Raw genomic sequence first — 24,526 nt, 5'->3', positions numbered from 1 at the left:
CTGCCTGCCTCAAACGGCGGCAGCGCCCCCTACGATTTCCGAAATTTCTTTGGTGATCGCGGCCTGACGGGTCTTGTTGTAGACCAGTTGCAGATCGCCGATGACCTTCTTGGCGTTGTCCGACGCCGCCTTCATGGCGACCATCCGGGCCGACTGCTCCGAAGCCATGTTCTCGGCCACGGCTTGGTACAGCAGGCCTTCAACGTAACGCTGCAGCAGGTCGTCGATCACGCTACGGGCGTCGGGTTCGTAGATGTAATCCCAGCTGTAGTCCGACTTCACTTCCGAGGTCTTGGCCAGGCTATCAGCGCCCGTCTGGTACGGATCATCCAAACCGCTGGCCAGAGGCAGCAGGCGCAAGAACAACGGCTCCTGCTTCATCGTGTTGACGAAGCGGGTCGAGGCCACGTACAGCGCGTCGATGCGGCCTTCCAGGTAGGCGTCCAGCTGCACCTTGATCGCGCCCAGCAGGCGGTCGAGTTGCGGCTTGTCGCCCAGTTGCACTTCCTGGGAAACCAGTTTGGCGCCGATGCGGGTCAGCACGCCCACGCCCTTGTTGCCGAAAGCGGTCGCTTGCACGGCGATGCCGTTCTTCTCGAACTCTTTCAGCTTGCCCAACGTCACGCGGGTGATGTTGGTGTTCAAGCCGCCGCACAGGCCCTTGTCGGTCGTGACCATGATCACGCCGACCGCCTTGACTTCGCGTTCGACCAGGTACGGGTGGCTGTACTCGGGGTTGGCCTGCATCAGGTGCGCAGCAATCTCGCGCACCTTGGTGGCATACGGACGGCCAGCACGCATCCGCTCCTGCGCCTTGCGCATCTTGGATGCGGCGACCATTTCCATCGCCTTGGTGATCTTGCGCGTGTTTTGCACGCTCTTGATCTTGGTTCGGATTTCCTTAATTCCGGGCATTGCGCTTTCCTGTGAAGACTGGCCGATGGGTTCCGCTGGCGCCTCATCCATCCGGGAAGGATGGGTGAGGCGTCGCGGACGCCTAACCCATCACTTTCTTAAAAAGCACCGTGCTTCTTGAATTCCTGGATGGCGGCGGCCAATTCGGCTTCGTCATCCTTGGACAGTTCCTTGGTGTCTTCGATGCGCTGGATCAGGGCCGCATGCTTGGCCTTCAGTTGATCCTTCAGCGACTTCTCGAACGACAGCACTTGGGCCACGTCCACTTCATCCAGGTAGCCGTTGTTGACCGTGTACAGCGTGACGGCCAGTTCCCACACTTGCAGCGGCTGGTATTGCGGCTGCTTGAGCAGTTCCACCACGCGCTTGCCGCGTTCCAGCTGGCGACGGGTCGCGTCGTCCAGGTCGGAAGCGAACTGCGCGAAGGCGGCCAGTTCACGGTACTGCGCCAAGTCGGTACGGATACCGCCGGACAGCTTCTTGACGACCTTGGTCTGAGCAGCGCCACCCACACGCGACACCGAGATACCGGCGTTGATTGCGGGGCGGACACCGGCGTTGAACAGGTCGGTTTCCAGGAAGATCTGGCCGTCGGTGATCGAGATCACGTTGGTCGGAACGAAGGCCGACACGTCGCCTGCCTGGGTTTCGATGATCGGCAGCGCGGTCAGCGAGCCGGTCTTGCCCTTGACGGCGCCGTTGGTGAACTTCTCGACGTACTCTTCGTTCACGCGGGCAGCGCGTTCCAGCAGGCGCGAGTGCAGGTAGAACACGTCGCCCGGATAGGCTTCACGGCCCGGCGGACGGCGCAGCAGCAGCGACACTTGGCGATAGGCCCAGGCTTGCTTGGTCAGGTCGTCATAAACGATCAGGGCGTCTTCGCCGCGGTCGCGGAAGTATTCGCCCATCGTGCAGCCGGCGTAGGCGGCCAGGTACTGCATGGCGGCCGAGTCGGAGGCCGAAGCGGCCACGACGATGGTGTATTCCATCGCGCCGTGCTCTTCCAGCTTGCGCACCACGTTGTTGATCGTCGAAGCCTTCTGGCCGATAGCGACGTACACGCAGGTGACGCCCTTGCCCTTCTGGCTGATGATCGTGTCGACAGCGACGGCGGTCTTGCCGGTCTGGCGGTCGCCAATGATCAGTTCGCGCTGGCCGCGGCCGATCGGCACCATCGAGTCGATAGCCTTGATGCCGGTTTGCAGCGGCTGCGACACCGAGCGGCGGGCGATAACGCCAGGCGCCACTTTTTCGATGATGTCGGTGGCCTTGGCGTTGACCGGGCCCTTGCCGTCGATCGGCTCGCCCAGCGTGTTGACCACGCGGCCTTTCAGTTCGGGACCGACCGGAACTTCCAGAATGCGGCCGGTCGTCTTGACCTGGTCGCCTTCGGAAACGCCGGTGTAGTCGCCGAGAATAACGGCGCCGACGGAATCACGCTCGAGGTTGAGCGCCAGACCGAAAACGTTGTTGGGGAATTCGAGCATTTCGCCCTGCATCACGTCGGACAAGCCGTGGATGCGGGTAATACCGTCGGTCACGGACACGACGGTGCCCTGAGTACGGACATCAGCCGAAGCGCCCAGGCCCTCGATGCGGCTCTTGAGCAGTTCGCTGATCTCGGAGGGATTGAGTTGCATATTGACTCCTGGAATCCTGTTAGTTGCCTTAAGCGGCGAGCTGATCGCGCATGCGGGCCAATTGGGCTTGTACGGAAGTATCGAGCACCTGGTCACCGACGGCCACGCGCACGCCGCCGATCAGCGACGGATCAACGGTGACGCTGGGCTTGAGCTTGAGGCCGAATTTTTGTTCGAGCGCGCTGACCAGTTCTTTGACCTGGGCATCGCTCATTTCGAACGCGCTGGTAATTTCCGCCTGCGCCGTGCCGTCGTGACGATTCCGCAGCACCGCGAATTGCGCGGCGATGTCGGGCAGCAGCAGCAGCCGGTCGTTTTCGACCAGCAGCTCGATGAAATTGCGGGCGGCTTGAGGCAGTTCGGCCTTTACCAGGCCGGAGAACAGCTCGACGCGCTGCTTGTCGCCCAGACGCGGGTCGGCCATGGCCTCGCGCACGTCGGGGTTGGAGGCGACCTGAGCCAGTTCGCTGACCAGATCGGACCAGGCCGGCAAGCCGGCGCGGTCGTCGCGCGCCGCGCTGAAGAGCGCTTCAGCGTAGGGCCGGGCAACAGTGGAAAGTTCAGCCATGACGGTCCCGGATTAAAGCTGCGCGCGGAGCTGGTTGAGCAGCTCGGCGTGTGCGCGGGCGTCAACCTCGCGCTTGAGGATCTGTTCAGCACCCTTGACGGCCAGCGCAGCGACGTCGTCGCGCAGCAGGTCGCGGGCGCGCTGGACTTCCTGCGCGGCATCCTGGGCAGCCTGCGCCACGATGCGGGCGCGTTCGGCTTCCGCTTCACGGCGGGCCTGCTCGATCAGGGAGGCGGCTTGCTTCTCGGCCTCGATGATGCGGGCGTGGTTTTCGGACTTGGCAGAAGCCTCGATCAGACTGACGCGCGCCTGGGCTTGAGCCAAATCGGCTTTGCCCTTCTCGGCGGCGGCCAGGCCGTCGGCGATTTTCTGGCGGCGCTCGTCCATCGCCTTCGTCAGGGGAGGCCACACGAATTTCATCGTGAACCAGCCAAGAACGAAGAACACGAGCATCTGGAAAATGATCGTCGCGTTCAGATTCACGGTCGTTCCTTTAACACCTTGCGGCTCCGACCGCACCCGGAAAGGGGCGTCACGGAGCACTCGATACTTTGCTAGTCGGCGACGGAGCTTGCACCCACATCGCCGCCAGCGTCATGACCCGCCTTTTCGCCGGCGGGCGGTGCCTTAGCCGACGAACGGGTTGGCGAAGGCGAACAGCATGGCGATACCCACGCCGATCAGGAATGCCGCGTCGATCAGGCCAGCCAGCAGGAACATCTTCGTTTGCAGAGCGTTCATCAGTTCAGGCTGACGAGCCGAGGCTTCCAGATACTTGCCGCCCATCAGTGCGATGCCGATGCAAGCGCCGATAGCGCCCAGACCGATGATAAGACCGCAAGCGAGGGCAACGAAAGCGACGTTGGTCATGACAACTCCTTGGTTAGAAATCTGAAGTCAAAAATTGAAAAATAAGGGGTACTGCTCAATGCAAGATAATCTTGCTATCCCATGCTGGCCGGGTGGCCAGCACGGGAAATTCGGGGGATCAGTGGCCTTCGTGAGCCTGGCCGAGGTACACCAGCGTCAGCATCATGAAGATGAAGGCCTGCAGCAGAACGATCAGGATGTGGAAGATCGCCCAGATGGAGCCGGCCAGGATGTGGCCGATGCCCAGGCCGATGCTGGCGCCGTTGAAGCCGGTCCAGGCGCCGCCCAGCAGGGCGATCAGCATGAAAATCAGTTCGCCGGCGAACATGTTGCCGAACAACCGCATGCCCAGCGACACGGACTTGGCGGCGTATTCGATCAGGTTCAGCAGCAGGTTGAACGGGGCCAGCACGATGGCGCCGATGCCGTGCGCGTGGAACGGCGCGGTGAACAGTTCCTTGACGAAGCCGCCCGGGTGCTTGATCTTGATGCCGTAGTAGAACATCAGCAGCAGCACGCCCAGCGACATGCCCATCGGCACGTTCAGGTCGGCGGTCGGCAGAATGCGGTGGTAGTAGAGCGGATCGCCGTGCTCAGCGCCCAGGCCGGTCAGGCGCCAGATGGAGGGCAGCAGGTCGACGGGCAGCAGGTCCAGCGCGTTCATCAGGATGATCCAGAGGAACACGGTGAGCGCCAGCGGGGCAATGAAAAGACGGCTCTTGGCGTTGTGGACGATGCCCTTGGCCTGGTCGTCGACCATGTCGACGATCATTTCCACGAAGGCCTGGAAACGGCCCGGCACGCCACTGGTGGCGCGGCGCGCAGCGCGCCACAGGAAGAAAATGACGATCAGACCCATCAGGCCCGACCAGAACAACGAGTCGTAGTTGATGATGTCGAACTGAGCGATAGCGCTCTGTTTCTCACCCGTATTGTTCAGATGCACCAGGTGGTGCTGAATATACGCGGACTGAGGCGACACGTCGCTGGCAGCAGCCATTTGAATCCTACCCTATTTGCTGTGCCCGGCCCTTGCGAACCGGACGATTCCACGATTTCGTTTGCCGTAAACCTGCTCGGCGCTATGACAACTTGCGGAACATCAAGAGCAGGAGATAGCCCTTCAATGTGAGTATCAGACCGAGCAACGCGGCAGGCCATACGAGGCTATCCTGCGTCACACGCGAAAGCAGCCACAACAGCAGCGCCGTTGCGAACAACTTGATCAACTCACCAGAGAGAAAGGTAAAGGGACTGGCCTTACCGGCCCGTACGCTGACAGCCAGGCGCAATGCGAACAACGCATTGGGAATGAAATACGCTCCCGCCCCCGCCAGCGCCGACCAACCTGCCGCCGCCCCTCCGACAACCCCCGCAATTACTGCTGCTGCGAGCCCCATGGCACCTTGCGCTGCCAATGCCAACAGGAGCCCGCGGCTAGCTTGAGCATTCAGCGCCGCGCGATCCGCGTCACTGAGAACCAGAACTTTATCCGTCATGTCGTGGTCAAACATTGCTTGCTGCTGACCCTGACCGTCAACCGGACCCTGCCGCACTTCATGCTGCATGGAGTTCTGTTGCATCAAACTTCCTCGCTTTGCTTCTTTGCCCCTATCAGAACCGGCGCGTCTCGCTGCCCGTAGCTGCCCCCATAGCCGGCGCCAAGTCGTTGATTTCAAAAGGCTCATCAACACCGTGCCCGCTACTTGTCAGCCGCTACGTGTTCTTATCCCGCAAGCGTCAAACCCGCAGAGTATAGCGTGATTCTTTTTACCCTAGCAAATGAACTTTCGGCCGTTTGTAAGGCGCAAACAACGCTTGGATCGGCCGAAATTAGGGACGCGAATCACCCCTCGCAGCATGCTGCGCAAACCCTGCTCAATGAACCGCGGCCTCCGTCATGGAGGCCGCGCTTTATACCATCAAACCAGGATCAATCCTCCTTGACCGGCGGCGGCGCCCACAGTCCGTCCAACGCCGTATCCTGCGGCGAGTACAGGCGCATGCTGAGCAGGAACGGCGCATCGGCGGCCGGCGTGGCGATCCAGTTCGAGCGCTTGCGCTCGCCGGGATCGCGGCGCTGGATGTAGATGTCCAGCGAACCGTCGGCGTTGTACTTCAGGCCATCGGTGCTGCGCAGTACGTAGCGGTTGGCCGGATTGTCGGCGAAGCCGTGCTTGTCGTCATAGACGTGCAGCGACCAGAATGCGTTGACCGGCGGCAACTGCCCCTTGTCGAAGTGCAATACATAGTCTTCATCGGAATTCAGCGCGCGGCCCTTGGAGTCGGACACCGTGACCGGGTACAGCACGTCTTCCGGCGTCGGCGCGCCCAGGCCGGCATAGGCGATGGCGGCGCGGCGCGTGTAGTCGGTGCCATAAGTACCGATGCCGGACAGCACGGTGCTCCAGCCGTTCATGGGCGTACCCAGGCGCGACACGCCATCAGCGATGCGCCGGCCGGCCAACGGCTGGGCCTGCGCCAGCGCCTGCTGCACGGCCGGACTCAGGCGGCCATACGAGAACGGCTGGCGGCTGTCCAGGCCGATGCGGCGCATGCGGTCCAGAATGGGCGTGTCGTTGGCGTGCGGCGGGTTGTTGCGCATCACGTCGAAGAACAGCGTGAAGAACGAGGCGGCGTCCATGCCGGCCGCCTGTTCGGCCGGCGTGCCGTCGGGCACCGTCACGGGCATAGGCGGCGGCAGGTCGCTGCCGATCGGCGCCGAACCCACGCCGGGCCCCGTTTGCGGATAGGCGCTGCGGGAACCGCGGTTGGCAGCAGGCCTGGCGAGCACGGGCGCGGCCATCGGGCTGGCGGTCATGCCGGCCTGGATCTGATTGACGGCCGCGTAGTCCTGCGGACCGCCCGCCTGGGTCCAGCCGATCAACCAGCCGGTGGCCGTAGGGCTGTGGATCACGTCCATGCCGGGGGGCACGCTGCCCTGCCAGCCTGGGCCGACGATGGCGAACGACTGAGCGCCGTTGCCGTTGGTGCGCGTGCCGCGCGAGGCGAATACGTCGCTCCACATGTCCAACGCCGACAACACCATATAGCGGTCGCCGGTCGCGGGCAGGTTCACGATCAGCGGGGCGCGCGACACGTCGAACCAGAGGCTGGAATAGAGCGCGTCGGCGCTGGGCCAGGGCACGTCGCCCGCGCGCGGATCGGGGAAGGCGGCCTTGTGGCCGAACTGGTTCACCGGCGCCTTGCCGTCCAGCGGCGTCTGCACGGCGGTGGCCTTGCGGCGGGCCAACTCCATCAGCACCATCGGATAAGCATAGACATAGGCGTCGATGGCGATGTCGCGCAGCTCTTGCTCGCTCATCTGCGCCGCGGGCGCGGAGGCGGCCGGGTACGGCGTCTCGGACACCAGGCGCAAAGTAGGCCGCGGCGATTGCGCCTGGGCGGCGGTGACGAAGCAGGCGCTCAGTGCGCCAGCAAGGACCGCGGCGGACCAGCGGCGGGTAGCGATGGATGTACGCATGCAAGGCTCCTTATTGATTTTGTCTGCAAGCGAGCCGCCGCGCCGGGCTTGCCAGTTCGGGCAAGCCTCTCTGGCGCGGCACCTCGCGGTGACGCTTTTTCAGGATAGGGCCGAACTCTGCAACAAGGTGCTGCCGAACCGTTTCAAGGCGCAACTCCGCTCATGGGCCTGGAAGCGCGCAAAAAAACGCGCCCTGGGAGGGCGCGCGGGGCGGATCCTGGTGCACCCGGACAGGCCGCCCGGGCGTAACAAGGATTAACGGTGTTTGAAGTCCGGTTTGCGCTTCTCGGTGAAGGCGGCCATGCCTTCCTTCTGGTCTTCGGTCGCAAACAGCGAATGGAACACGCGGCGCTCGAACAGCAGGCCTTCGTTGAGCGAGCCTTCGAAGGCGCGGTTGACGCATTCCTTGGCCATCATGACCGACGGCAGGGACATGGAGGCGATGACGGTGGCCGCGTCCATGGCTTCTTCCATGAGCTTGTCGGCCGGAACCACGCGCGACACCAGGCCGGCGCGTTCCGCTTCCTCGGCGCCCATCATGCGGGCGGTCAGCGCCAGGTCCATGGCCTTGGCCTTGCCCACCGCGCGCGGCAGGCGCTGGGTGCCGCCCGCGCCCGGAATCACGCCCAGCTTGATTTCGGGCTGGCCGAACTTGGCGGTGTCGGCGGCGATGATGATGTCGCACATCATGGCCAGTTCGCAGCCGCCGCCCAGGGCGTAGCCGGCCACGGCCGCGATCACGGGTTTACGGATGCGCTTGAGGGTTTCCCAGTTGCGCGTGATGTATTCGCTGCCATACACGTCCATGTAGGACCAGTCTTTCATGGCGCCGATGTCGGCGCCCGCGGCGAAGGCTTTTTCGCTGCCGGTGATGACCACGGCGCCGATATCGGCGTCCGCTTCGAACGCCAGCAGGGCCGCGCCGAGCTCATCCATCAGTTGATCGTTCAAGGCGTTCAGGGCCTTGGGACGGTTCAGCGTCAGCAGGCCGACGCGGCCCCGGGTTTCGACCAGCACAAACGACTCGCTCATTGATGTCTCCGAATAAGTATGAAAGTAAGATATGGCCATGGAAAAAGACTACGCTTTGCCGCTACTTTACCGCCTCGCGCCCCATGATCCGGCCGGACACCGCTACCGGATAACCCTAAGCATCGCCGCGCCCTCCCCCGACGGCCAGCGCCTGTCGCTGCCGGCCTGGATTCCGGGCAGCTACCTGATCCGCGATTTCTCGCGCCAGATCGAATCGCTGGCGGCCTATTCGGGCACGCGGCGCGTGCCTGTCGAGAAGATCGACAACCATACCTGGCAGGCCGCGCCCTGCGAGGGTCCGCTGCGGGTGGAGTACGAGGTCTATGCCTGGGACCTGTCGGTGCGCGGCGCGCATCTGGACGAAACCCACGGCTTTTTCAACGGCACCAGCGTGTTCCTGCGCGTGCATGGCCAGGACCATCTGCCCTGCCTGGTGGACCTGGCGCCGCCGCGCTCGATCCAGGGCTGGAAGGTCTACACCAGCCTGCCTGAAGCGCGCGGCCACAAGGGCGCCGCGCGCCGCCACGGTTTCGGGCTGTACCTGGCGCCGGACTATGACGCGCTGATCGACCATCCGGTGGAGATGGGCACGCCACAGGTTTCGAGCTTCGTGGCGCATGGCGCCGAACACGAACTGGTGTTCACGGGCGTTGCACCCAATCTGGACCTGGCACGAATCACGGAAGACGTGCGCAAGATCTGCGAAGCGCAGATTGCGTTCTTCGAGCCCCGCAGCAAGCGCGCGCCGTTCCTGGACAGCTCGGACCGCTATGTGTTCATGACCATGGTGACGGGCGACGGCTATGGCGGCCTGGAGCATCGCGCCAGCACCGCGCTGATGACGGCCCGCAAGGATCTGCCGGTGATGGGCCAGCAAGGCCAGGGCGAAGGCTATCGCGGCTTTCTGGGCCTGGTAAGCCATGAGTACTTCCATACCTGGAACGTGAAGCGGATCAAGCCGGAAGCCTTCGTGCCCTACGATCTTTCGCAGCCCGATCTGACGCGTCTGCTGTGGGTATTCGAAGGCTTCACGTCCTATTACGACGATCTGCTGCTGTTGCGCTCGGGCGCGATCACGCAGCCTGACTATCTGCGGCTGCTGGCCAAGACCATCACCAGCGTGGCGCGTACGCCGGGCCGGTTGAAGCAGTCGGTGGCGGAGAGTTCGTTCGATGCCTGGACGCGCTATTACAAGCAGGATGAAAATTCGCCGAACGCGCTGGTCAGCTATTACACCAAGGGCGCGTTGGTGGCACTGGGACTGGATCTGCTGATCCGCCGGGAAACGGGTGGCGCGCACTCGCTGGATGATGTGATGCGCTTGCTTTGGAGCCGCTATGGACGCGATTTCTATCAGGGCAAGCCGCAAGGGTTGCCGGAAGATGGACTGCCGGCGCTGATTCGTGAAGCCACTGGCGTGGATACGCGGCGCTTCATCGCGCGCCATGCCTATGGGACGGCGGATGTGCCGCTGGCGGAACTACTGGAGCCGCAGGGCATCAAGCTGCAATGGAAGACGGCGGCCAATATTCCTTCGCTGGATGTGCGTACGCGCAAGCAGGGGGAATCGCTGGTGCTGGCGACAGTGCTGGAGGGCGGCGCGGGGCATAAGGGCGGGTTGTCCGCCGGGGATGTGCTGGTGGCGGTGGACGGCTTGCGGGTGGATGCGCCGGCGGGGCTGGAACTGTTGCTGGCGCAGTACCGGGTGGGGGATCGGGTGACTGTGCATGTGTTCCGGCGGGATGAGTTGAGGGAGTTCCGGGTGCGGTTGGGTGCGCCGGAGGCTTTGGATTGTGTGTTGACGGGCTGAGTTATTTTGCTTTGCTTGGTTTTTTGGGGCCGTCTTTTTGTGGGACGGCCTCTTGTTTTTGGGGCCGGTCTTTGTGTTCTTAAGACCGCCTGGCGCGGCGGCCCGGCCGGTGGCGCGGGGCAACGATTGCGGTCCGGAGCGTTCGCTCCGGACTTCCCCTGCGTCATCCTCGTCACCGCCTACGGCGGTTCCTTCGGATTCCCTTGGGCTTATCGACGCCCCGCGCCACCGGCCGGGCCGCCGCGCCAGGCTGTGCTGTTTGAATCTTGACGCGACCTGGGGCGAGCTGTGTTCTTGGCGTTCTCGCCTCGGTCGGGGATGGTGGCGAGGATCTTGTAATGCCCGCCCCCGGCCGGCCGCGCGGGCGGCCTTTGGGGGCTTACGCGATGTCTTGCAGTTTCGGGGGATGCTGCGCGGTTGCCATCATGCCTCCTGCATCTGGGCAGCGGTTTGCAGGAACGTGTCCAGTGCGCGCCTGCGTCCTTGCCGGCGTGTGACGGCGTAGACCATGGCGCGCGCGATGTCGGCGGGCAGCGTGCAAACGGCAATGCGGTCGGTTGCATGGCGGCATGTGGAACGCGGCACCAAGGCCACGCCCAGGCCCGCGGCGACCAGAGCCAGCTGGGCCGGGACTTCGGCGACGGTTTGGGCGGCGGACAGGGGCAGGCCGGCGCGCGCGCAGGTTTCGGCCAGCGCGCGGGCGAAGGCGGAGGTGTCCTGGCGCAGCATGACGAAGGCCTCGCCGGCGAGGTCGCCGAGCGCCAGCCGCTTGCGGGCGGACAGAGGGTGGCCCTTGGGGAGCACGGCCACGACGGGATCGGGCCATAGGGGCATGGACTGTAGTTCCTCGTCGTCGACGGCGGTGCGGGAGATGCTGACGTCGATGCGGTGGCCGCGCAGCGCGTCCAGTTGCGCGGCGGGGTTCATTTCGTTGAGCAGGACTGAGACCTGGGGGTGGGAGGCCTTGTAGCGGGCGATCAGCGCGGGTACCGGGCCCATGAAGTGCGAGCCGGACAGGCCGACCTCGATGCGGCCGGCCAGGCCCTGGTCCACGGCGCGGGCTCGGACGGTGGCGTCCTTCAGGCTGGCGAGGAGCGCACGCACGTCGTTGAGAAAGGCTTCGCCGGCTTCGGTCAGGGTGACGCGGCGGTTGTTGCGGTCGAACAGCTTGACCTCGAGTTCGCGCTCCAGCTGCGCGATCTGCAGGCTGAGCGGCGGTTGCGAGATGTGCAGGCGCGCGGCGGCCCGGGTGAAGTTCAGCTCTTCGGCCAGCACGGCGAAATAACGGAGTTGGCGGATTTCCATGGCGGCCAGTTATTTGGGAAAGATATCAAACAAGATAAAAACTATATTGGAAAATATCGTTCCCGGCGACCAGAATAAGCCTTGCCGATAGAGCACACGACAAACATCCGGGGACCTGCCATGAGACCAGCGCTCACCGCCGCAGGCACTGCCACCGGCTGACATCCGTATTCCGCATTGCCGGGTTCCCGCGCGCCGCCGCGGGCCGGCCCTCTTACGCCATTCGAGGAGCATCGCCATGACCGCATCCCCCCGCGCCCTGCGCATCGGCCAGATCGTCCCCAGTTCCAACACCACCATGGAAACGGAAATCCCGGCCATGCTGCGCCTGCGCGAGACCATCGCGCCGGAGCGTTTCACTTTCCATTCCAGCCGCATGCGCATGAAGCAGGTGACGGCGGCGGAACTGGCGTCGATGGACCGGGAGTCGGACCGTTGCGCGCAGGAGCTGTCCGATGCACGCGTGGACGTGCTGGGCTATGCCTGCCTGGTGGCGATCATGAGCCAGGGCCTGGGCTATCACCGCGTCTCGCAGGAACGCCTGCACCAGGCCACGGTGGACAACGGCGCGCCGGCACCGGTGATCTCCAGCGCAGGCGCGCTGGTGGAGGGCCTGCACGCCATCGGCGCGCGCAAGGTCGCTATCCTGACGCCCTACATGAAGCCGCTGACCAAGCTGGTGGTGGACTACATCGAGAACGAAGGCATCGAGGTGCAGGACAGCCTGTCGCTGGAGATTCCCGACAACCTGAAGGTTGGCGCGCAGGATCCGATGGCGCCCGCCAGCCACGTGGAACGCCTGAACACGCGCGGCGTGGATGCGGTGGTGCTGTCCGCCTGCGTGCAGATGCCGTCCCTGGCGTCGATTCAGCCGGTGCAGGACCGCCTGGGTCTGCCGGTGGTGACGGCGGCCGCGGCCACCGTCTATCGCATGCTGAAGGTGCTGGACCTGGAAGCGCGCGTGCCCAACGCGGGCGAGTTGCTGACGGGCAAGTACTGAAGCTGCGCGGCGCGCCCTACTTGCCCAGCGAAAGGATTTCGTTGGCGTTGACGATGGCGCCCGCGATTTCTTCAGTAGTGACGCGCTTGTTCATGGCCTGCTCGCGGATCAGGTCGTAGGCCTGGTCCTCGGTGACGTTGCGCGTGCGCATGAGGATGCTCTTGGCTTCCGCGATGCGGCGCACGCCCAGGAGTTTTCCCTCCAGCTTGCGCAGGCGCCGGGCATGCGACTTGATGTCGTCGTAGACCTGGCGCGCCACCACCAATGAAGACAACAGGCCGAACGAGCGCACGGGCGAAGGCAGCACTGCTTTCGCGCCGATGCGCAACACGGCCTCGACGATGGTCGGATTTTCGTAGGTGACGATGGCGATGACCATGGGCGCGTCTTCGCTCTTGGCCCATTCGAAGCCCAGGTCGATCACATCTGGCCGCACGGCCAGGAACACCGCGTCCAGCCCTTCGGGCAACGTGGGCGCCGGAGGCCAGAAGGTCTGCACCTGACAGCCGATCCGTTGCAGCTGCTGCGTCAGTTGGCGGCCGTCGGCGTCGTCGGGATGATAGACGGCGATCCGCAGCGTACGCAGGTCCTTGAGCAGGGATGGCGTCGCGCGCTCCGCGCGCTGGCGGCTGGCGGTATCGCCCATCAGATATCCAGCGAACTCAGGGTGGCCGTCCAGTCGCCCAACGAATGGGTGACCAGGTACGGATCGGGATGCACGGGCCGCGTGGCCTCGCGCACGATGGTGAACTGGCCTTTGCCGTTGACCCGGCCGACGCGCGGATACAGGCAGGTGTGGTGGTTGGTAGGGTCGATGCGCACGCGGCCCTGGGGCGCCTGGAATTCGCTTTGCAGCACGCGCGGCAGGATCTGCGCGATCTCGTCGGTGCCGGTGTCGCGGAAAGCGTTGGCGAAGATGTGCATCTGGAAGTACGCCGCTTCCCAGCAGAGATTGGGCACGCAGTCATGCCCGAAGCGCCGCCGCAATCGTTCCAGGCAGCGCCGGTTGATGTCGGAATCGATGGATTGGAAATACGGCGCGGAAGTGAAGTGGCCGGCGGCGACCTCGGGCTCCATCTGGGAGATCTCCGCTTCGGAGGTCGTCAGGCTGGCGATGGGCATGGTCTTCGGATCGAAGCCCGCGTCCGCGTAGGCACGGTACAGGCAGGCCGTGGAATTGCCCACCACCGTGGAGAAAATGAAGTCCGGACGCTTGTTGCGGATGTCGTCCAGGATCTCCCGGTAGTCGCGTTCCGTCGCGGTCAAAGGCACATAGCGTTCGCCCAGCTTGGCGCTGTCCTGCCGCTGCAGCACGAGTTCGCCCATGATGCGGTTGGACTCGTAGGGATAGATGTAGTCCGAACCGATCAGGTAGACCCGCGCGCCGAAGTTGGCGGTCATGAATTCGGCCAGTTGCACGCTGTTCTGGTTGGGCGCGGCGCCGGTGTAGATGATGTTGTTCGAAAACTCGAACCCTTCGTACAGCGTCGGGTAGAACAGCAAGCGGTTCCATTTCTCGACCACCGGCAGCACGGCCTTGCGGCTGCTGGACATGTAGCAGCCGAATATGACGTTGACGCGGTCTTGCGTGATGAGTCTTTCAGCCAGCACGCTGTAGGTGGCGGGGTCCGATCTCGGGTCGTAGCGCACCGGCACGATCTCGCGGCCGTCGACCCCGCCCGCCTCGTTGATCTCGTCGATGGCCAGCAAGGTGCCATGCAGCTGGGACCGGCCTATGGTCGATGTGGCACCTGTTTCGGAAAACAGCACGCCTACGCGGATAGGATCTTTGTTTGCCATGATCGGGAGGCCCGCTGGCGCGGACATCCATCCTTTGTCGAGTTCATCAGTTTCAGCACAGCCGCAGCCGCCGTCAACACGTGGATTCCTGGGGTGGTCATGGCGCGGTCCTGGCATAGGCGCGAACCAGCGCCTGCGGCAATGCCGCCGGGTTCGTCACGATCCGGTAACCGCGAAAGCCGAACATCGCGCGCAACTGCGGTTCGGCCTGCGCGTCCAACGCGACGCAATGCACGCTGACGCCTCGCCCGCGCAGTTCCAGCACCGCCTCGCGCGCATCGTCCACCAGATAGCGCGGGTCATGCACGTCGACATCGGAGGGTTCACCGTCGGTGACGACGATGATGGCGCGCCGCTCTCCCGGCGCCTGCAGCGCCAGCGCGCCGGCATGCCGCAGCGCCGCGCCCAGGCGCGTTGAATAACGGGCCTGGGCGCCGCCTATGCGGCCCAACGCCGCCGCAACCGGGGCGCCGGATTCAAGCAGGCGGTAGTAGTACACCGCCGCCCGCGTGTCCGAACAAAAGCCGTGCACGGCGATCAGGTCGCCTTCGCCTGATGTGGCCTGCGCCAGCAGCATCGCCGCCCGCTTCTCCAATTCCAGCACTGTCGCCCCTGCGTCGGACGCCAGGTCGTTGGCCGAGGCCGACAGGTCCAGCAGCACCAGCGTGCTGCTAGCGCAGGGCTGGCTGCCCGGGCGCATGAAGAAGCGGGCGTCGGGCGCCAGGTCCAGGCGCCGGTCGATCAGGACCTCGATCGCGGCGTTCAGGTCGATGTCATCGCCCTCCCATTGGCGCCTCAGACGGCGCGTGCGGCTCAGGCGGCGCGACTGCGGCAGGGCCAGGCGCTGCGCGGGTCCGGCGAGCGCGGGCAGCGGCATGCCGGTCCAACCCGGCAGCTTCTCGATCACGGTGCACCAGTCCGGCCGGCTTCGGTCCAGCTTGTAGTCCCATTCGGGATAACGGTAGCGTCCCATTTCCGTTTCGCTGGCCGCTGGCGCGGGCTGCTCCTGGCCTTGCGGCGCGGCGTCGCGCCGCTCGGGCGCCACACCCTGCGACCCCAGGGTCAGCTCAGGCGGCGGCTCTGCCGCGTCGCCGTAGTCCCACAGATAGGCGTTGTCGTCACGGTAGGGCACGGGTACGGCGTACTGCTGTGGATTGAAGCGCACCCGCATCTGGCCCAGGTCATTCGCCAGCACCGACGCCAGGCGACGGAAGGCCGCCGTGTCACGCAGGTCGGCGGCCTGCGCCTCGAATAACGTGCGCGCCTTGTTCACCCAATGGTTGTCGTCGTGCAGCGACGGATCCATCAACAGCCGGCTCATGCGCTGGATCAGGGCCGCGAATCCCAAGTCCGCCGGATCGGGCGGCGGCGGCACGAAGGACAGGAACCAGCGCCGCACGCCGGGATAGTCGGCCGCCAGCAGCCGCTCCACCCGCGCATCCTCTATGGCGGATACCACCGCCACGCCCATGGGCTTGAGGCTCAGTACCGGCTGCGCCGCTGGCGAGTAACGCAGATGGGCGGCCGCATGCGCCACCGCCGCGCGGTACAGCGCCCAGCGGTCGGCGCCGTCCAGCACGGTGTAGCTGTCCGGCACCAGCAGGTGCGAGGGCGCGAGGATGGGGCGCGACGGCGGGCCGTCCAGCGCCGGACGCCGCAAGGCTTCGACCGCCATGCCCCTGCCCGACAGGCCGCACAAGAGCCACGCCAGCCTGGCCTGCGCGGCTTCCAGTTCCGGCGCGCCTGCTTCGCCGTTCAAGGCCTCGCGGGCGTAGGCGTCGCGCAGTTGGAAATATGCGCGCAGAGGACCGGGCTGGCGCTCGTAGCGCCGCAGGCCCGCCAGCATCCAGCGCCCCAGCCCGCCGGCCGTCAACTTCGCCATCAACTGGTCGAACCGCTCTGCCACCGCGGCAGCGCAATCGGGGTCTTCGCCGTGCAGCGCGTCGATCCAGCGCCGCGCTTGAACCGCCTGGTCCTCGCCGCTGCGCGCAGCCAGCCGGCGCAGTTTGTCATCCAGCGTCCCGGCCAGGCCTGCGCCGGCGCCAGCCCCTTCCCCCGCGGACAGGACGGCTCGCATGTTCATTCCAGGTTCGCGTCGACCAGCGCCCGCAACGCCGCGGCCATGTCGGGGTCGTCGGTCAGCGCGCGCGTCATCGTCATGTCGCAGCTCTCGGCGGGGCTGACGCCGTCGCGGATGAGGATGCCGGCGTAGATCAGCATGCGGGTGGACACGCCCTCGTCCAACCCATGGCGCTTGAGTTCGCGCGAACTGTGCGCGATGCGCACCAGCCGCTGCGCCAAGCCGGCGTCTATGCCGGCCTCATGCGCCACGATCTCGGCTTCGCGCCCGGGCTCCGGATAGTCGAAATCCAGCGCCACGAAGCGCTGCCGGGTAGAGGGCTTGAGATCCTTGGCGCTGCTCTGGTAGCCGGGGTTGTAGGACACCACCAGTTGGAAGTCGGGATGGGCCCGCACCACCTCGCCCTTCTTGTCCAGGGGCAGGATGCGCCTCGCGTCGGTCAGCGGATGGATGACCACCGTAGTGTCCTGGCGCGCTTCGACGATCTCGTCCAGGTAGCAGATGCCGCCATGGCGCACGGCCTGCGTCAGCGGGCCGTCATGCCATGCGGTGCCGTCAGCGTCCAGCAGGTAGCGGCCCACCAGGTCGGAAGCCGTCATGTCCTCGTTGCACGCCAGCGTGACCAGCGGGCGTCCCAGCTTCCAGGCCATGTACTCCACGAAGCGCGTCTTGCCGCAACCGGTGGGGCCCTTCAGGATCATGGGCAGCCGGTGCGCGTACGCATGTTCGTACAGCGCGGTTTCCCGCCCGGAGGGACGGTAGAAGGGTTCTTGCGCAATCCGGTAGGTTTCGAGCGGAGACGGCACGGTTCATGTCCTCGGGAATCGTCCGTCCGGCGCGGCGGGCCGGACGGACCGGATGGTCGGCAGGCACGCCTAGCGGTGCTTGGCGTCCTCGTTGGGGATGCCGTCCATGGGGCACTCCGGCGTACCCACGGTGGACCGCGTGAAGGATTCGACCATCTTGCGTGTGCCCTCCGGATCGTTGATCCAGTTGGCGTAGAAGTTGTACGGGCATGCCGCGACGCCGGTGGCCTCTTCGCCGGAATTGATCTTGCCGGTGTAGCCGCGGTGCACCAGCTTGAACAAATGGTTCTGCGACTGCATGTTCTTGCGCGCGTCGCGGATCAGGCTGGTGGAGAGCTCGGCGTACTGCACGCCCATGTCTTCTTCACCGCATTCGCCCAGCGTGCGGCCGTCGAAGCCGATGATGGCCGAATGGCCGAAGTAGGAATACACGCCGTCGAAGCCCGCGGCATTGGCCACCGCCACGTAGACGTTGTTCATCCACGCCATGGCCTTGGACACCATGACCTGCTGGTCCTTGGCCGGGTACATGTATCCCTGGCAACGCACGATCAGCTCGGCGCCGCGCATGGCGCAATCGCGCCAGATCTCGGGGTAATTGCCGTCGTCGCAGATGATGAGGCTGATCTTCAGTCCCTTGGGGCCTTCCGACACATAGGTGCAATCGCCCGGATACCAGCCTTCGATCGGCACCCAGGGCATGATCTTGCGGTACTTCTGCACGATCTCGCCCTTGTTGTTCATCAGGATGAGCGTGTTGTACGGCGCCTTGTTCGGGTGCTCTTCGTGGCGCTCGCCCGTCAGCGAAAACACGCCCCATACGTTGGCCTTGCGGCAGGCGTCGGCGAACACAGCGGTCTCTTCGCCCGGAATGGCCGAAGCGGTTTCGTACATTTCCTTGGCGTCGTACATGATGCCGTGGGTGGAGTACTCGGGGAAGATGACCAGATCCATGCCGGGCAGGCCGCGCTTCATGCCCACGACCATGTCGGCGATCTTGCGGGCGTTCTCCATCACCTCCGCGCGGGTATGCAGCCGCGGCATCTTGTAGTTCACGACGGCCACGCCCACGCAATCGTTGCTGCTGGAGATATCTCCGTGTCTCATGACAATGCTCCTCGGTGGTTGACGGTCATACCGTCAGGAAAGATCTGACTTTGTCCTGGTCCAGGCTCTCGCGGCAGGCCTCGTGCACGATGCGGCCCCGGTCTATCACCAGGAAGCGGTCGGCCAGGTCCAGCGCGAAGCTCAGCATCTGTTCCGACACGACGATGGCGAAGCCGCGCTCCTCGCGCAGCGCGTTCAGGACCCGTGCGATGTCCTTGATGATGGAAGGCTGGATGCCTTCGGTGGGCTCGTCCAGGATCAGCACGCGCGGATCGGAAATCAGCGCGCGGGCGATCGCCAGTTGCTGCTGCTGCCCGCCGGACAGGTTGCCGCCCTTGCGCCGGCGCATCTCGTGCAGCACCGGGAAAAAGCGGTACAGGTATTCCGGCACGGCCTTCAGGCCGCTGCGCTCCGCGCCGGCCAGGATGTTCTGCTCCACGGTCAGGAAGGGAAAGATCATCCTGCCTTGCGGCACGAAGGCCAGCCCGTTGCGCACGCGCTGGTAGCTCTCCATGCCGGCCAGCTCCACGCCGTCCAGCCGGATGCTGCCCGAGCCCGACCGCAGCATGCCGATCAGCGCCTTGAGCAAGGTTGTCTTGCCCATGCCATTGCGGCCCATGATGGCCACGGATTCCCGGGGCGCAACTTCGAAGCACACATCGTGGACGACGTGCGATTCGCCGTAACTCACGTTCAACCTGTCGATCCGGAACATGGCGCGTCCTCCTCTCAATGGCCCAGGTACACGTCCAGCACACGCGGGTCGGCCTGCACTTCGCCCACCGTGCCTTCGCTCAGCAAACGTCCCTGGTGCAACACCGTGACCTTGTGCGCGATGCGCTTGACGAAATCCATGTCGTGCTCGATGACCACCATCGACTTGCCGCGCGAGATGCGCGCCAGGAGCTCGGCCGTCTGTTCACGTTCGCGCGGACTCATGCCGGCCACGGGTTCATCCAGCAACAGCAGCTGCGGGTTCTGCATCAGCAGCATGCCGATCTCCAGCCATTGCTTCTGTCCATGGCTCAGGCGGCCAGCCTTCTCCGCCAGGCGGTCCTGCAGGAACACCTGCGCGGCCATGTCCTGGATGCGCTCGCGGATTTCCGCCGTGCGCCGGAACCGCAGCGAGCGGACCACCCCGTGCGCGTTCGGCAGCGAGATCTCGAAGTTCTCCAGCACCGTCAGGTCTTCATAAACCGACGGTGTCTGGAACTTGCGCCCGACGCCGGCCCGCACGATATCGAATTCCGCCATGCGCACCAGATCGCGGCCCTGGAACATAACGCGGCCCGCCGATGGCCGGGTCTTGCCGCAGATGATGTCCAGCAGCGTGGTCTTGCCCGCGCCATTCGGGCCGATGATGACGCGCAGCTCATCCTGCGCCACGCGCAGGCTCAGGCCGTCCACTGCGCGAAAGCCATCGAACGAGACCGTCAGGTCCTCGACGCTCAGGATGGCGCCGGGCGCCGGGCGGTCGCTGCTCATTTCCATGCTGGCGGGCTCCTGCAGGTCCAGGGTGGCACTCATCGCGCGCTCCCCGCGGCGCGGCGCGCCTGAATCTGGCCGAACACGCCGGCCAGGCCGTTGGGCATGACCACGACGACCGCGATGAAGATGGCCCCCAGGAAATACAGCCAGACTTCCGGAAACGTCTCTGACAGGTAGGACTTGAGAAAGCCGATCAGCAAGGCCCCGACCACGGCCCCGGGAATCGACAGCCGGCCGCCGACGGCCGCATAGATCACCATCTCGATCGACGCCACCACGCCAATGGCGCCCGGAGAGATCAGGCCTACCTGCAGGGTGAAGAAGGCGCCGCCGATGGAGGACAGGACCGCCGCCACGCAAAAGATGCAGGCCTTTACGTGCGCGGTGTCGTAACCCGAGAACCGCACGCGATCTTCGCGGTCTCGGATGGCGATCAGGATCTTGCCCAGCCGGCTGCGCACGATGGCCAGCGCCGCCAGCATCGCCACGACCAGTGCGCCGGCTTCGATGAAGTACAGCGCCTGCTTGCCTTCGTCGCCGACGATGTCCCAGCCCAGCAGCGTGCGGAAGTCGGTAATGCCGTTGGCGCCGCCCGTGTCCCCCTGCTGGCCGATGATGAGCACGGTCAGCGTCATCGCCAGGGCCAGGGTCACGATGGCGAAATACACGCCGCTGACCCGCTTGCGGAAGATCGCCAACGAAAACAGATAGGCCGCCAGTCCCGGCAGGACCACGATCAGCAGCAGCGTCAAAGTCAGCGAGTGGAACGGTTGCCACCAGACAGGCAGGCTCTCCACGCTGCTCCACACCATGAAGTCGGGCAGCTCCGGCGCGGACGCCTCCAGCTTCAGGAACATGGCCATCATGTACCCGCCCAACCCAAAGAAAATGCCTTGCCCCAGGCTCAGCACGCCGCTATAGCCCCAGGTCAGCACGATGCCTATCGCCACGAAGGCGAACGCCATGTACTTGCCGACCAGATTCAGCCGGAACGGATCCAGCGACAGGGGCAGGACGGCCAGGATCAGCGCCGCGACCAGCAGGATCGCGATCTCTTCGGTTTTCCGGTGCAGGGTCTTCATCGCATCATCCCCGAGTCTTGTTGGCGAACAGCCCGTTCGGGCGGAAATAGAGGACCAGGATCACCAGGACGAGGATCGTGACCTTGGCCATCGAACCGCTCATCAGGTACTCCAGCGTGGTCTGCGACTGTGCGATCGCAAGGCCGGAGAACGCCGTTCCCAGCAAGCTCTGCACGCCGCCGAACACCACGACGATGAATGAATCCACGATGTAGAGCTGGCCCGTGCCGGGGTTGGTCGATCCGATCATGGTGAAGACGCAGCCCGCGATGCCCGCCAGGCCGGAGCCCAGCGCGAAGGTCAGCGCATCCACGCGCCGCGTGTTGATGCCGACGGCGCCCGCCATCGCGCGATTCTGGGTGACGGCGCGCACGCGCAGTCCCCACGCGCTGCGGTAAAGCAGCAGATACACGCCCACCGCCACCAGCAGCGTCAGGCCCAGGATGAAGATGCGATTCAGCGGGAACTGCAGGTCGGGCGTGGGCTCCCACGCGCCGCTGAGCCAGGAGGCCAGCGGCACGCTGACCTCCTGCGCGCCGAACAGCGAGCGATAGGCCTGCTGCAGGATCAGGCTCAGGCCCCAGGTCGCCAGCAGCGTGTCCAGCGGACGGTTGTAGAACCAGCGGATGAAGCCGCGCTCCAGCCCATAGCCGAATGCGAAGGTGACCAGGAACGCCAACGGAATGGCCGCGAACAGGTAGACGTCCATCCAGCCGGGCGCCCAATGCTGGAACGCCACCGAGACCAGATAGGTGGTGTAGGCGCCCATGGCCATCAGCTCGCCGTGCGCCATGTTGATGACGCCCATCAGGCCGAACACGACGGCCAGGCCGATCGCCATCAGCAGAAGGATGCTGAACAGGCTGATCCCGTTGAATAGCTGCATTGCCGCGATGTCGATATTCATGGTCACGTTCCTGGCTGCGCCGGCGGCAAGGCCGCCGGCCAAGGGCTTGCGCGCATTGGCAAGCGCGGGCTACAGCTTCGGGAAGGGATTGGGCTCGATCAGGTCGGCCGATTCCCAGACGATGTCGAACTGCCCGTCCGGCCTCGCCCGGCCCACCCGCACCTTCTTCCAGACGTGATGGTTGGTCTCGTGCACGCGCACGGTCCCCTCCGGCGCCTGCAACGTCAGCCCGGCGGACGCCGCGATCACCTTGTCGGGATCGAACGAACCGGCCTTCTCCACGCCGAGCTTCCACAGATACACGCTGTTGTAGGCAACCTCCATCGGGTCGCCGATGACCCGGTCCTGGCCGTACTTGGCCTTGAAGGCCTTGACGAATTTTTCGTTGGCCGGATTCTGCAGGCTCTGGAAGTAGCCCATGCAGGCGTAGTAGCCCGCCGCGTTGTCCTTGCCGATGCCTTCGATCTCGTTTTCGGACACCACGGTGGACAGCAGCACGACGCGCGTGCCGTCCAGGCCGGCCGCGCGCAGCTGCTTGTAGAACGCCACATTCGAGCCGCCCACCACGGTGCTGTAGATGCACTCGGGCTTGGCGGCCTTGATCTTGTTGATGATGGAAGAGAACTCGGTGTGGCCCAGCGGCGCGTACTCCTCGCCCACCACCTTGGCATTCATGCGGGCGATGGCCGGCTTGGCGATCTTGTTGCAGGTGCGCGGATAGATGTAGTCGGAGCCGACCAGGAAAAAGGTCTTGCCCTTCTCCCGCGCCATCCACTCCACCGCCGCGATCACGGACTGCGTGGCTTCCTGCGACGGATAGAACACCCGCGCGTCCTGTTCCTGGCCTTCGTAATAGGTGGGGTAGTAGAGCAAGCCTTTGCTGCGCGCGAGCACCGGCAACAGCGCCTTGCGCGAAGCCGAGGTATAGCAGCCCACGATGGCGGCCACCTTGTCGCGGTCGAGCAGCTTGCGCGCCTTCTCGGCAAACACGGCATTCTCGCTCGCGCCGTCTTCGACCACGGGTTCGATCTTGCGCCCCATCACGCCGCCCGAGGCGTTGATCTCTTCGATCGCCAGCTTCTCCGCGTCCACCAGCGACGCCTCGGCGATGGCGATGGTGCCGGACAGCGAATGCAGCAGGCCCAGTTTGACTGTGTCTTGGGCATAGGCCTGGCGGGGCAAGGCTGCCATCCCCGACGCGGCGCTCAGTAGGACCATGGAGCCGCTGTGCTGCAGAAAGCGGCGGCGGTTGTATACGCTCATCGTTGCGCTCCTGTGCGTTTCTGAAGGCAAGCCTCCGGCTGGGGCTTGCACGCAAGCCCTGAACTGCCCGGGATTGGGCAGGCGCCTTTGCCCACCACATCACGACGACTGCCGTCCGCCCGCTGCCTGCCACGTTTCTTCAGGCAAAGCTGCGCCCACGGCGCAGCGAAACGCCATTCGAAGAAAAGCGATGGACAAACGGAAAACGAAAAGGCCCGAGCCGGAAATTCCGGCTCGGGCCTTTTTGCCCTACGCCTGACTGGCAACACTGGCAGTCGGCGAAAATTTGAAGACGAACTTGCGTCTGGAAGGCATTCTGAAGAAGCGTGTGGCGCTATGCCATGCGTATTTTCCCTTAGCGGCTGCGGCTCGCTGCCAAGGCGCGGCGCAAAGCTGGCCCGGCATTCTGCAGGTAGCGCCACAAGCGGTTCGAGACCGGACCCTGCGCGCGGTCCGTGCGCCGCGCCGCGACCAGTTCTTCGACGCTGCCCGGCAGATGGCGGTTGGCAATCGAGATCAGGCGACCGTCGCGCAGTTCCTCATCGACGAGAAAGCGCGGCATGTGGCCCCAGCCCATGCCTTGCAGGATGATTTCCTTCTTCATCAGCTGGTCCGCCACCGTGCACTGGCGCGCGCCTTCCACGGTGAAGTAATCCTGCGGCGGCGTATGCCTGGCGGTGTCGCGCATGACGCATTGCGTGTAGTCGCGCATCAGCGCGGGCTTGATAGCACGCGGCACGGGCTCACGCAGAAAGCCGGGCGCCACCACGGGCACGAAAGGCACCTTGGCCAGGTCGACCCATTCAATGCGGGCATCGTTCTTGTCGACGCGATGCAGGATGAGGTCGGCCTCGCCGTCGTAAAGGCGTTCCAGCGGCCCGGACACGGCCTCGAAGTGCAGGTCCAGGCGCGTGGCCTGACAGTCGGCGAAAAAGCGGCTCAAGAGACCCAGCACATAAGGGCGCGGACAGAAGTCGCCGATCACGATGCGCAGTTCGGTTTCCTCGCCCATGGCCAGTTGCTCGGCGTGCGCGCGCAAGGCGGTCAGCTCGCGCAGCAGCGATTGCGCGCGCGCATGGAACGACTGCCCCGCGGCCGTCAGGCTCACGCGGTAGCCGCTGCGGTCCAGCAAGGCCAGACCCAGCTGCCGCTCCAGCTTGGCCACGGCGGCGAACACCGCCGGGTGCGAGCGGTGCAGCGTTGCCGCGGCCGCCTGGAAGCCGCCCTCGCGCGCCACCGCGTCGAAGCATTGGAGATCGTGCAGCGTGAATTCGCTCATGTCTATTTTTCCGACAATGATTGTGCGAACTTTGTAATTTTTTCTTTAACGACGCGCAACTACGATTTGCCTTACACCCATCACCCAGAG

The 24,526-nt window shown here is 64.9% G+C and carries 24 protein-coding genes; 3 read left to right on the top strand and 21 right to left on the bottom strand.

Annotation, left to right across the window (positions count from 1 at the left end; translation table 11 throughout):
* Positions 1 to 9 precede the first annotated feature (9 nt).
* The 8 genes from atpG to IB257_RS09415 all read right to left on the bottom strand — a co-directional run bounded on the left by atpG (position 10) and on the right by IB257_RS09415 (position 7,477).
* Entirely contained in the window at positions 10 to 915 is a 906-nt protein-coding gene (gene atpG, locus IB257_RS09450) for a F0F1 ATP synthase subunit gamma (protein WP_054455186.1), read from the bottom strand.
* Between the two features lie 98 nt (positions 916 to 1,013).
* A complete protein-coding gene (gene atpA, locus IB257_RS09445; RefSeq protein ID WP_054455187.1) occupies positions 1,014 to 2,555 on the bottom strand; it encodes a F0F1 ATP synthase subunit alpha in 1,542 nt (513 codons plus the stop codon).
* Between the two features lie 28 nt (positions 2,556 to 2,583).
* Complete coding sequence (locus IB257_RS09440) at positions 2,584 to 3,123, bottom strand: F0F1 ATP synthase subunit delta (protein WP_054455189.1); 540 nt, start codon at positions 3,121 to 3,123, stop codon at positions 2,584 to 2,586.
* A 12-nt stretch (positions 3,124 to 3,135) separates the two neighbouring features.
* The gene (locus tag IB257_RS09435; RefSeq protein ID WP_013391129.1) at positions 3,136 to 3,606 is read right to left on the bottom strand and encodes a F0F1 ATP synthase subunit B; all 471 of its coding nucleotides are present in this window, start codon (positions 3,604 to 3,606) and stop codon (positions 3,136 to 3,138) included.
* Positions 3,607 to 3,750: 144 nt separating this feature from the next.
* Positions 3,751 to 3,993, bottom strand: coding sequence for a F0F1 ATP synthase subunit C (gene atpE / locus IB257_RS09430; RefSeq protein WP_003815363.1), 243 nt, complete (start codon positions 3,991 to 3,993; stop codon positions 3,751 to 3,753).
* A gap of 118 nt (positions 3,994 to 4,111) precedes the next feature.
* Complete coding sequence (atpB, locus tag IB257_RS09425) at positions 4,112 to 4,993, bottom strand: F0F1 ATP synthase subunit A (protein WP_054455191.1); 882 nt, start codon at positions 4,991 to 4,993, stop codon at positions 4,112 to 4,114.
* 82 nt (positions 4,994 to 5,075) lie between these two features.
* A complete protein-coding gene (locus IB257_RS09420) occupies positions 5,076 to 5,492 on the bottom strand; it encodes an ATP synthase subunit I (protein ID WP_367648175.1) in 417 nt (138 codons plus the stop codon).
* 434 nt (positions 5,493 to 5,926) lie between these two features.
* Positions 5,927 to 7,477 carry a DUF1254 domain-containing protein gene (locus IB257_RS09415; protein WP_192330511.1) on the bottom strand — a complete coding sequence of 517 codons (1,551 nt, stop codon included), beginning with the start codon at positions 7,475 to 7,477 and terminating at the stop codon, positions 5,927 to 5,929.
* On the opposite strand from IB257_RS09415, the gene IB257_RS09410 reads away from it, so the two are divergent.
* Positions 7,476 to 7,736, top strand: a complete 261-nt coding sequence (locus tag IB257_RS09410; protein ID WP_119452131.1) for a hypothetical protein — start codon at positions 7,476 to 7,478, stop codon at positions 7,734 to 7,736. The genes IB257_RS09415 and IB257_RS09410 overlap by 2 nt on opposite strands.
* Here the strand turns inward: IB257_RS09410 and IB257_RS09405 are convergent.
* Complete coding sequence (locus tag IB257_RS09405; RefSeq protein WP_054455195.1) at positions 7,733 to 8,509, bottom strand: enoyl-CoA hydratase; 777 nt, start codon at positions 8,507 to 8,509, stop codon at positions 7,733 to 7,735. The genes IB257_RS09410 and IB257_RS09405 overlap by 4 nt on opposite strands.
* A 31-nt stretch (positions 8,510 to 8,540) precedes the next feature.
* Between IB257_RS09405 and IB257_RS09400 the strand changes: the two genes are divergently transcribed.
* Positions 8,541 to 10,319 carry a M61 family metallopeptidase gene (locus IB257_RS09400; protein ID WP_370540100.1) on the top strand — a complete coding sequence of 593 codons (1,779 nt, stop codon included), beginning with the start codon at positions 8,541 to 8,543 and terminating at the stop codon, positions 10,317 to 10,319.
* A 423-nt stretch (positions 10,320 to 10,742) separates the two neighbouring features.
* Here the strand turns inward: IB257_RS09400 and IB257_RS09395 are convergent, their stop codons facing one another.
* Complete coding sequence (locus IB257_RS09395; RefSeq protein WP_125473291.1) at positions 10,743 to 11,624, bottom strand: LysR substrate-binding domain-containing protein; 882 nt, start codon at positions 11,622 to 11,624, stop codon at positions 10,743 to 10,745.
* A gap of 238 nt (positions 11,625 to 11,862) precedes the next feature.
* Here IB257_RS09395 and IB257_RS09390 point away from each other — a divergent pair, with 238 nt between their 5' ends.
* Positions 11,863 to 12,624 carry an aspartate/glutamate racemase family protein gene (locus IB257_RS09390; RefSeq protein WP_054455202.1) on the top strand — a complete coding sequence of 254 codons (762 nt, stop codon included), beginning with the start codon at positions 11,863 to 11,865 and terminating at the stop codon, positions 12,622 to 12,624.
* Positions 12,625 to 12,640: 16 nt separating this feature from the next.
* On the opposite strand, the gene IB257_RS09385 is transcribed toward IB257_RS09390, so the two are convergent.
* The 11 genes from IB257_RS09385 to IB257_RS09335 form a co-directional block, all read right to left on the bottom strand.
* Positions 12,641 to 13,270 (bottom strand): ANTAR domain-containing response regulator, encoded by a 630-nt coding sequence (locus IB257_RS09385; protein ID WP_054455204.1) that lies wholly within the window; start codon positions 13,268 to 13,270, stop codon positions 12,641 to 12,643.
* A complete protein-coding gene (locus tag IB257_RS09380) occupies positions 13,270 to 14,424 on the bottom strand; it encodes a transporter substrate-binding domain-containing protein (RefSeq protein ID WP_054455892.1) in 1,155 nt (384 codons plus the stop codon). The genes IB257_RS09385 and IB257_RS09380 overlap by 1 nt, the downstream gene beginning before the upstream one ends.
* Before the next feature lie 97 nt (positions 14,425 to 14,521).
* A complete protein-coding gene (locus IB257_RS09375) occupies positions 14,522 to 16,501 on the bottom strand; it encodes a nitric oxide reductase activation protein NorD (protein ID WP_225588863.1) in 1,980 nt (659 codons plus the stop codon).
* 2 nt (positions 16,502 to 16,503) lie between these two features.
* The gene (locus IB257_RS09370) at positions 16,504 to 17,310 is read right to left on the bottom strand and encodes a CbbQ/NirQ/NorQ/GpvN family protein (protein ID WP_192492218.1); all 807 of its coding nucleotides are present in this window, start codon (positions 17,308 to 17,310) and stop codon (positions 16,504 to 16,506) included.
* 69 nt (positions 17,311 to 17,379) lie between these two features.
* Positions 17,380 to 18,417 (bottom strand): aliphatic amidase, encoded by a 1,038-nt coding sequence (locus tag IB257_RS09365; RefSeq protein ID WP_054455211.1) that lies wholly within the window; start codon positions 18,415 to 18,417, stop codon positions 17,380 to 17,382.
* A gap of 25 nt (positions 18,418 to 18,442) precedes the next feature.
* Positions 18,443 to 19,132, bottom strand: coding sequence for an urea ABC transporter ATP-binding subunit UrtE (gene urtE, locus IB257_RS09360; protein WP_192492217.1), 690 nt, complete (start codon positions 19,130 to 19,132; stop codon positions 18,443 to 18,445).
* A 14-nt stretch (positions 19,133 to 19,146) separates the two neighbouring features.
* A complete protein-coding gene (gene urtD, locus IB257_RS09355; RefSeq protein WP_082401110.1) occupies positions 19,147 to 19,908 on the bottom strand; it encodes an urea ABC transporter ATP-binding protein UrtD in 762 nt (253 codons plus the stop codon).
* 32 nt (positions 19,909 to 19,940) lie between these two features.
* Positions 19,941 to 20,987 (bottom strand): urea ABC transporter permease subunit UrtC, encoded by a 1,047-nt coding sequence (gene urtC / locus IB257_RS09350; protein ID WP_175180407.1) that lies wholly within the window; start codon positions 20,985 to 20,987, stop codon positions 19,941 to 19,943.
* Between the two features lie 4 nt (positions 20,988 to 20,991).
* On the bottom strand, positions 20,992 to 21,894 hold the full coding sequence (gene urtB / locus IB257_RS09345) for an urea ABC transporter permease subunit UrtB (protein ID WP_054455216.1): 903 nt from the start codon (positions 21,892 to 21,894) through the stop codon (positions 20,992 to 20,994).
* Positions 21,895 to 21,963: 69 nt separating this feature from the next.
* A complete protein-coding gene (urtA, locus tag IB257_RS09340) occupies positions 21,964 to 23,157 on the bottom strand; it encodes an urea ABC transporter substrate-binding protein (RefSeq protein WP_059377226.1) in 1,194 nt (397 codons plus the stop codon).
* Between the two features lie 355 nt (positions 23,158 to 23,512).
* A complete protein-coding gene (locus tag IB257_RS09335; protein WP_192492216.1) occupies positions 23,513 to 24,436 on the bottom strand; it encodes a LysR family transcriptional regulator in 924 nt (307 codons plus the stop codon).
* Positions 24,437 to 24,526 lie beyond the last annotated feature (90 nt).

The organism is Achromobacter sp. ACM03 (assembly GCF_014851665.1).
GTDB classification, from domain to species: domain Bacteria; phylum Pseudomonadota; class Gammaproteobacteria; order Burkholderiales; family Burkholderiaceae_B; genus Achromobacter; species Achromobacter aegrifaciens.
Note: the sequence above shows the minus strand (reverse complement) of the source record. Positions and strands in the feature narration are given on the sequence as shown.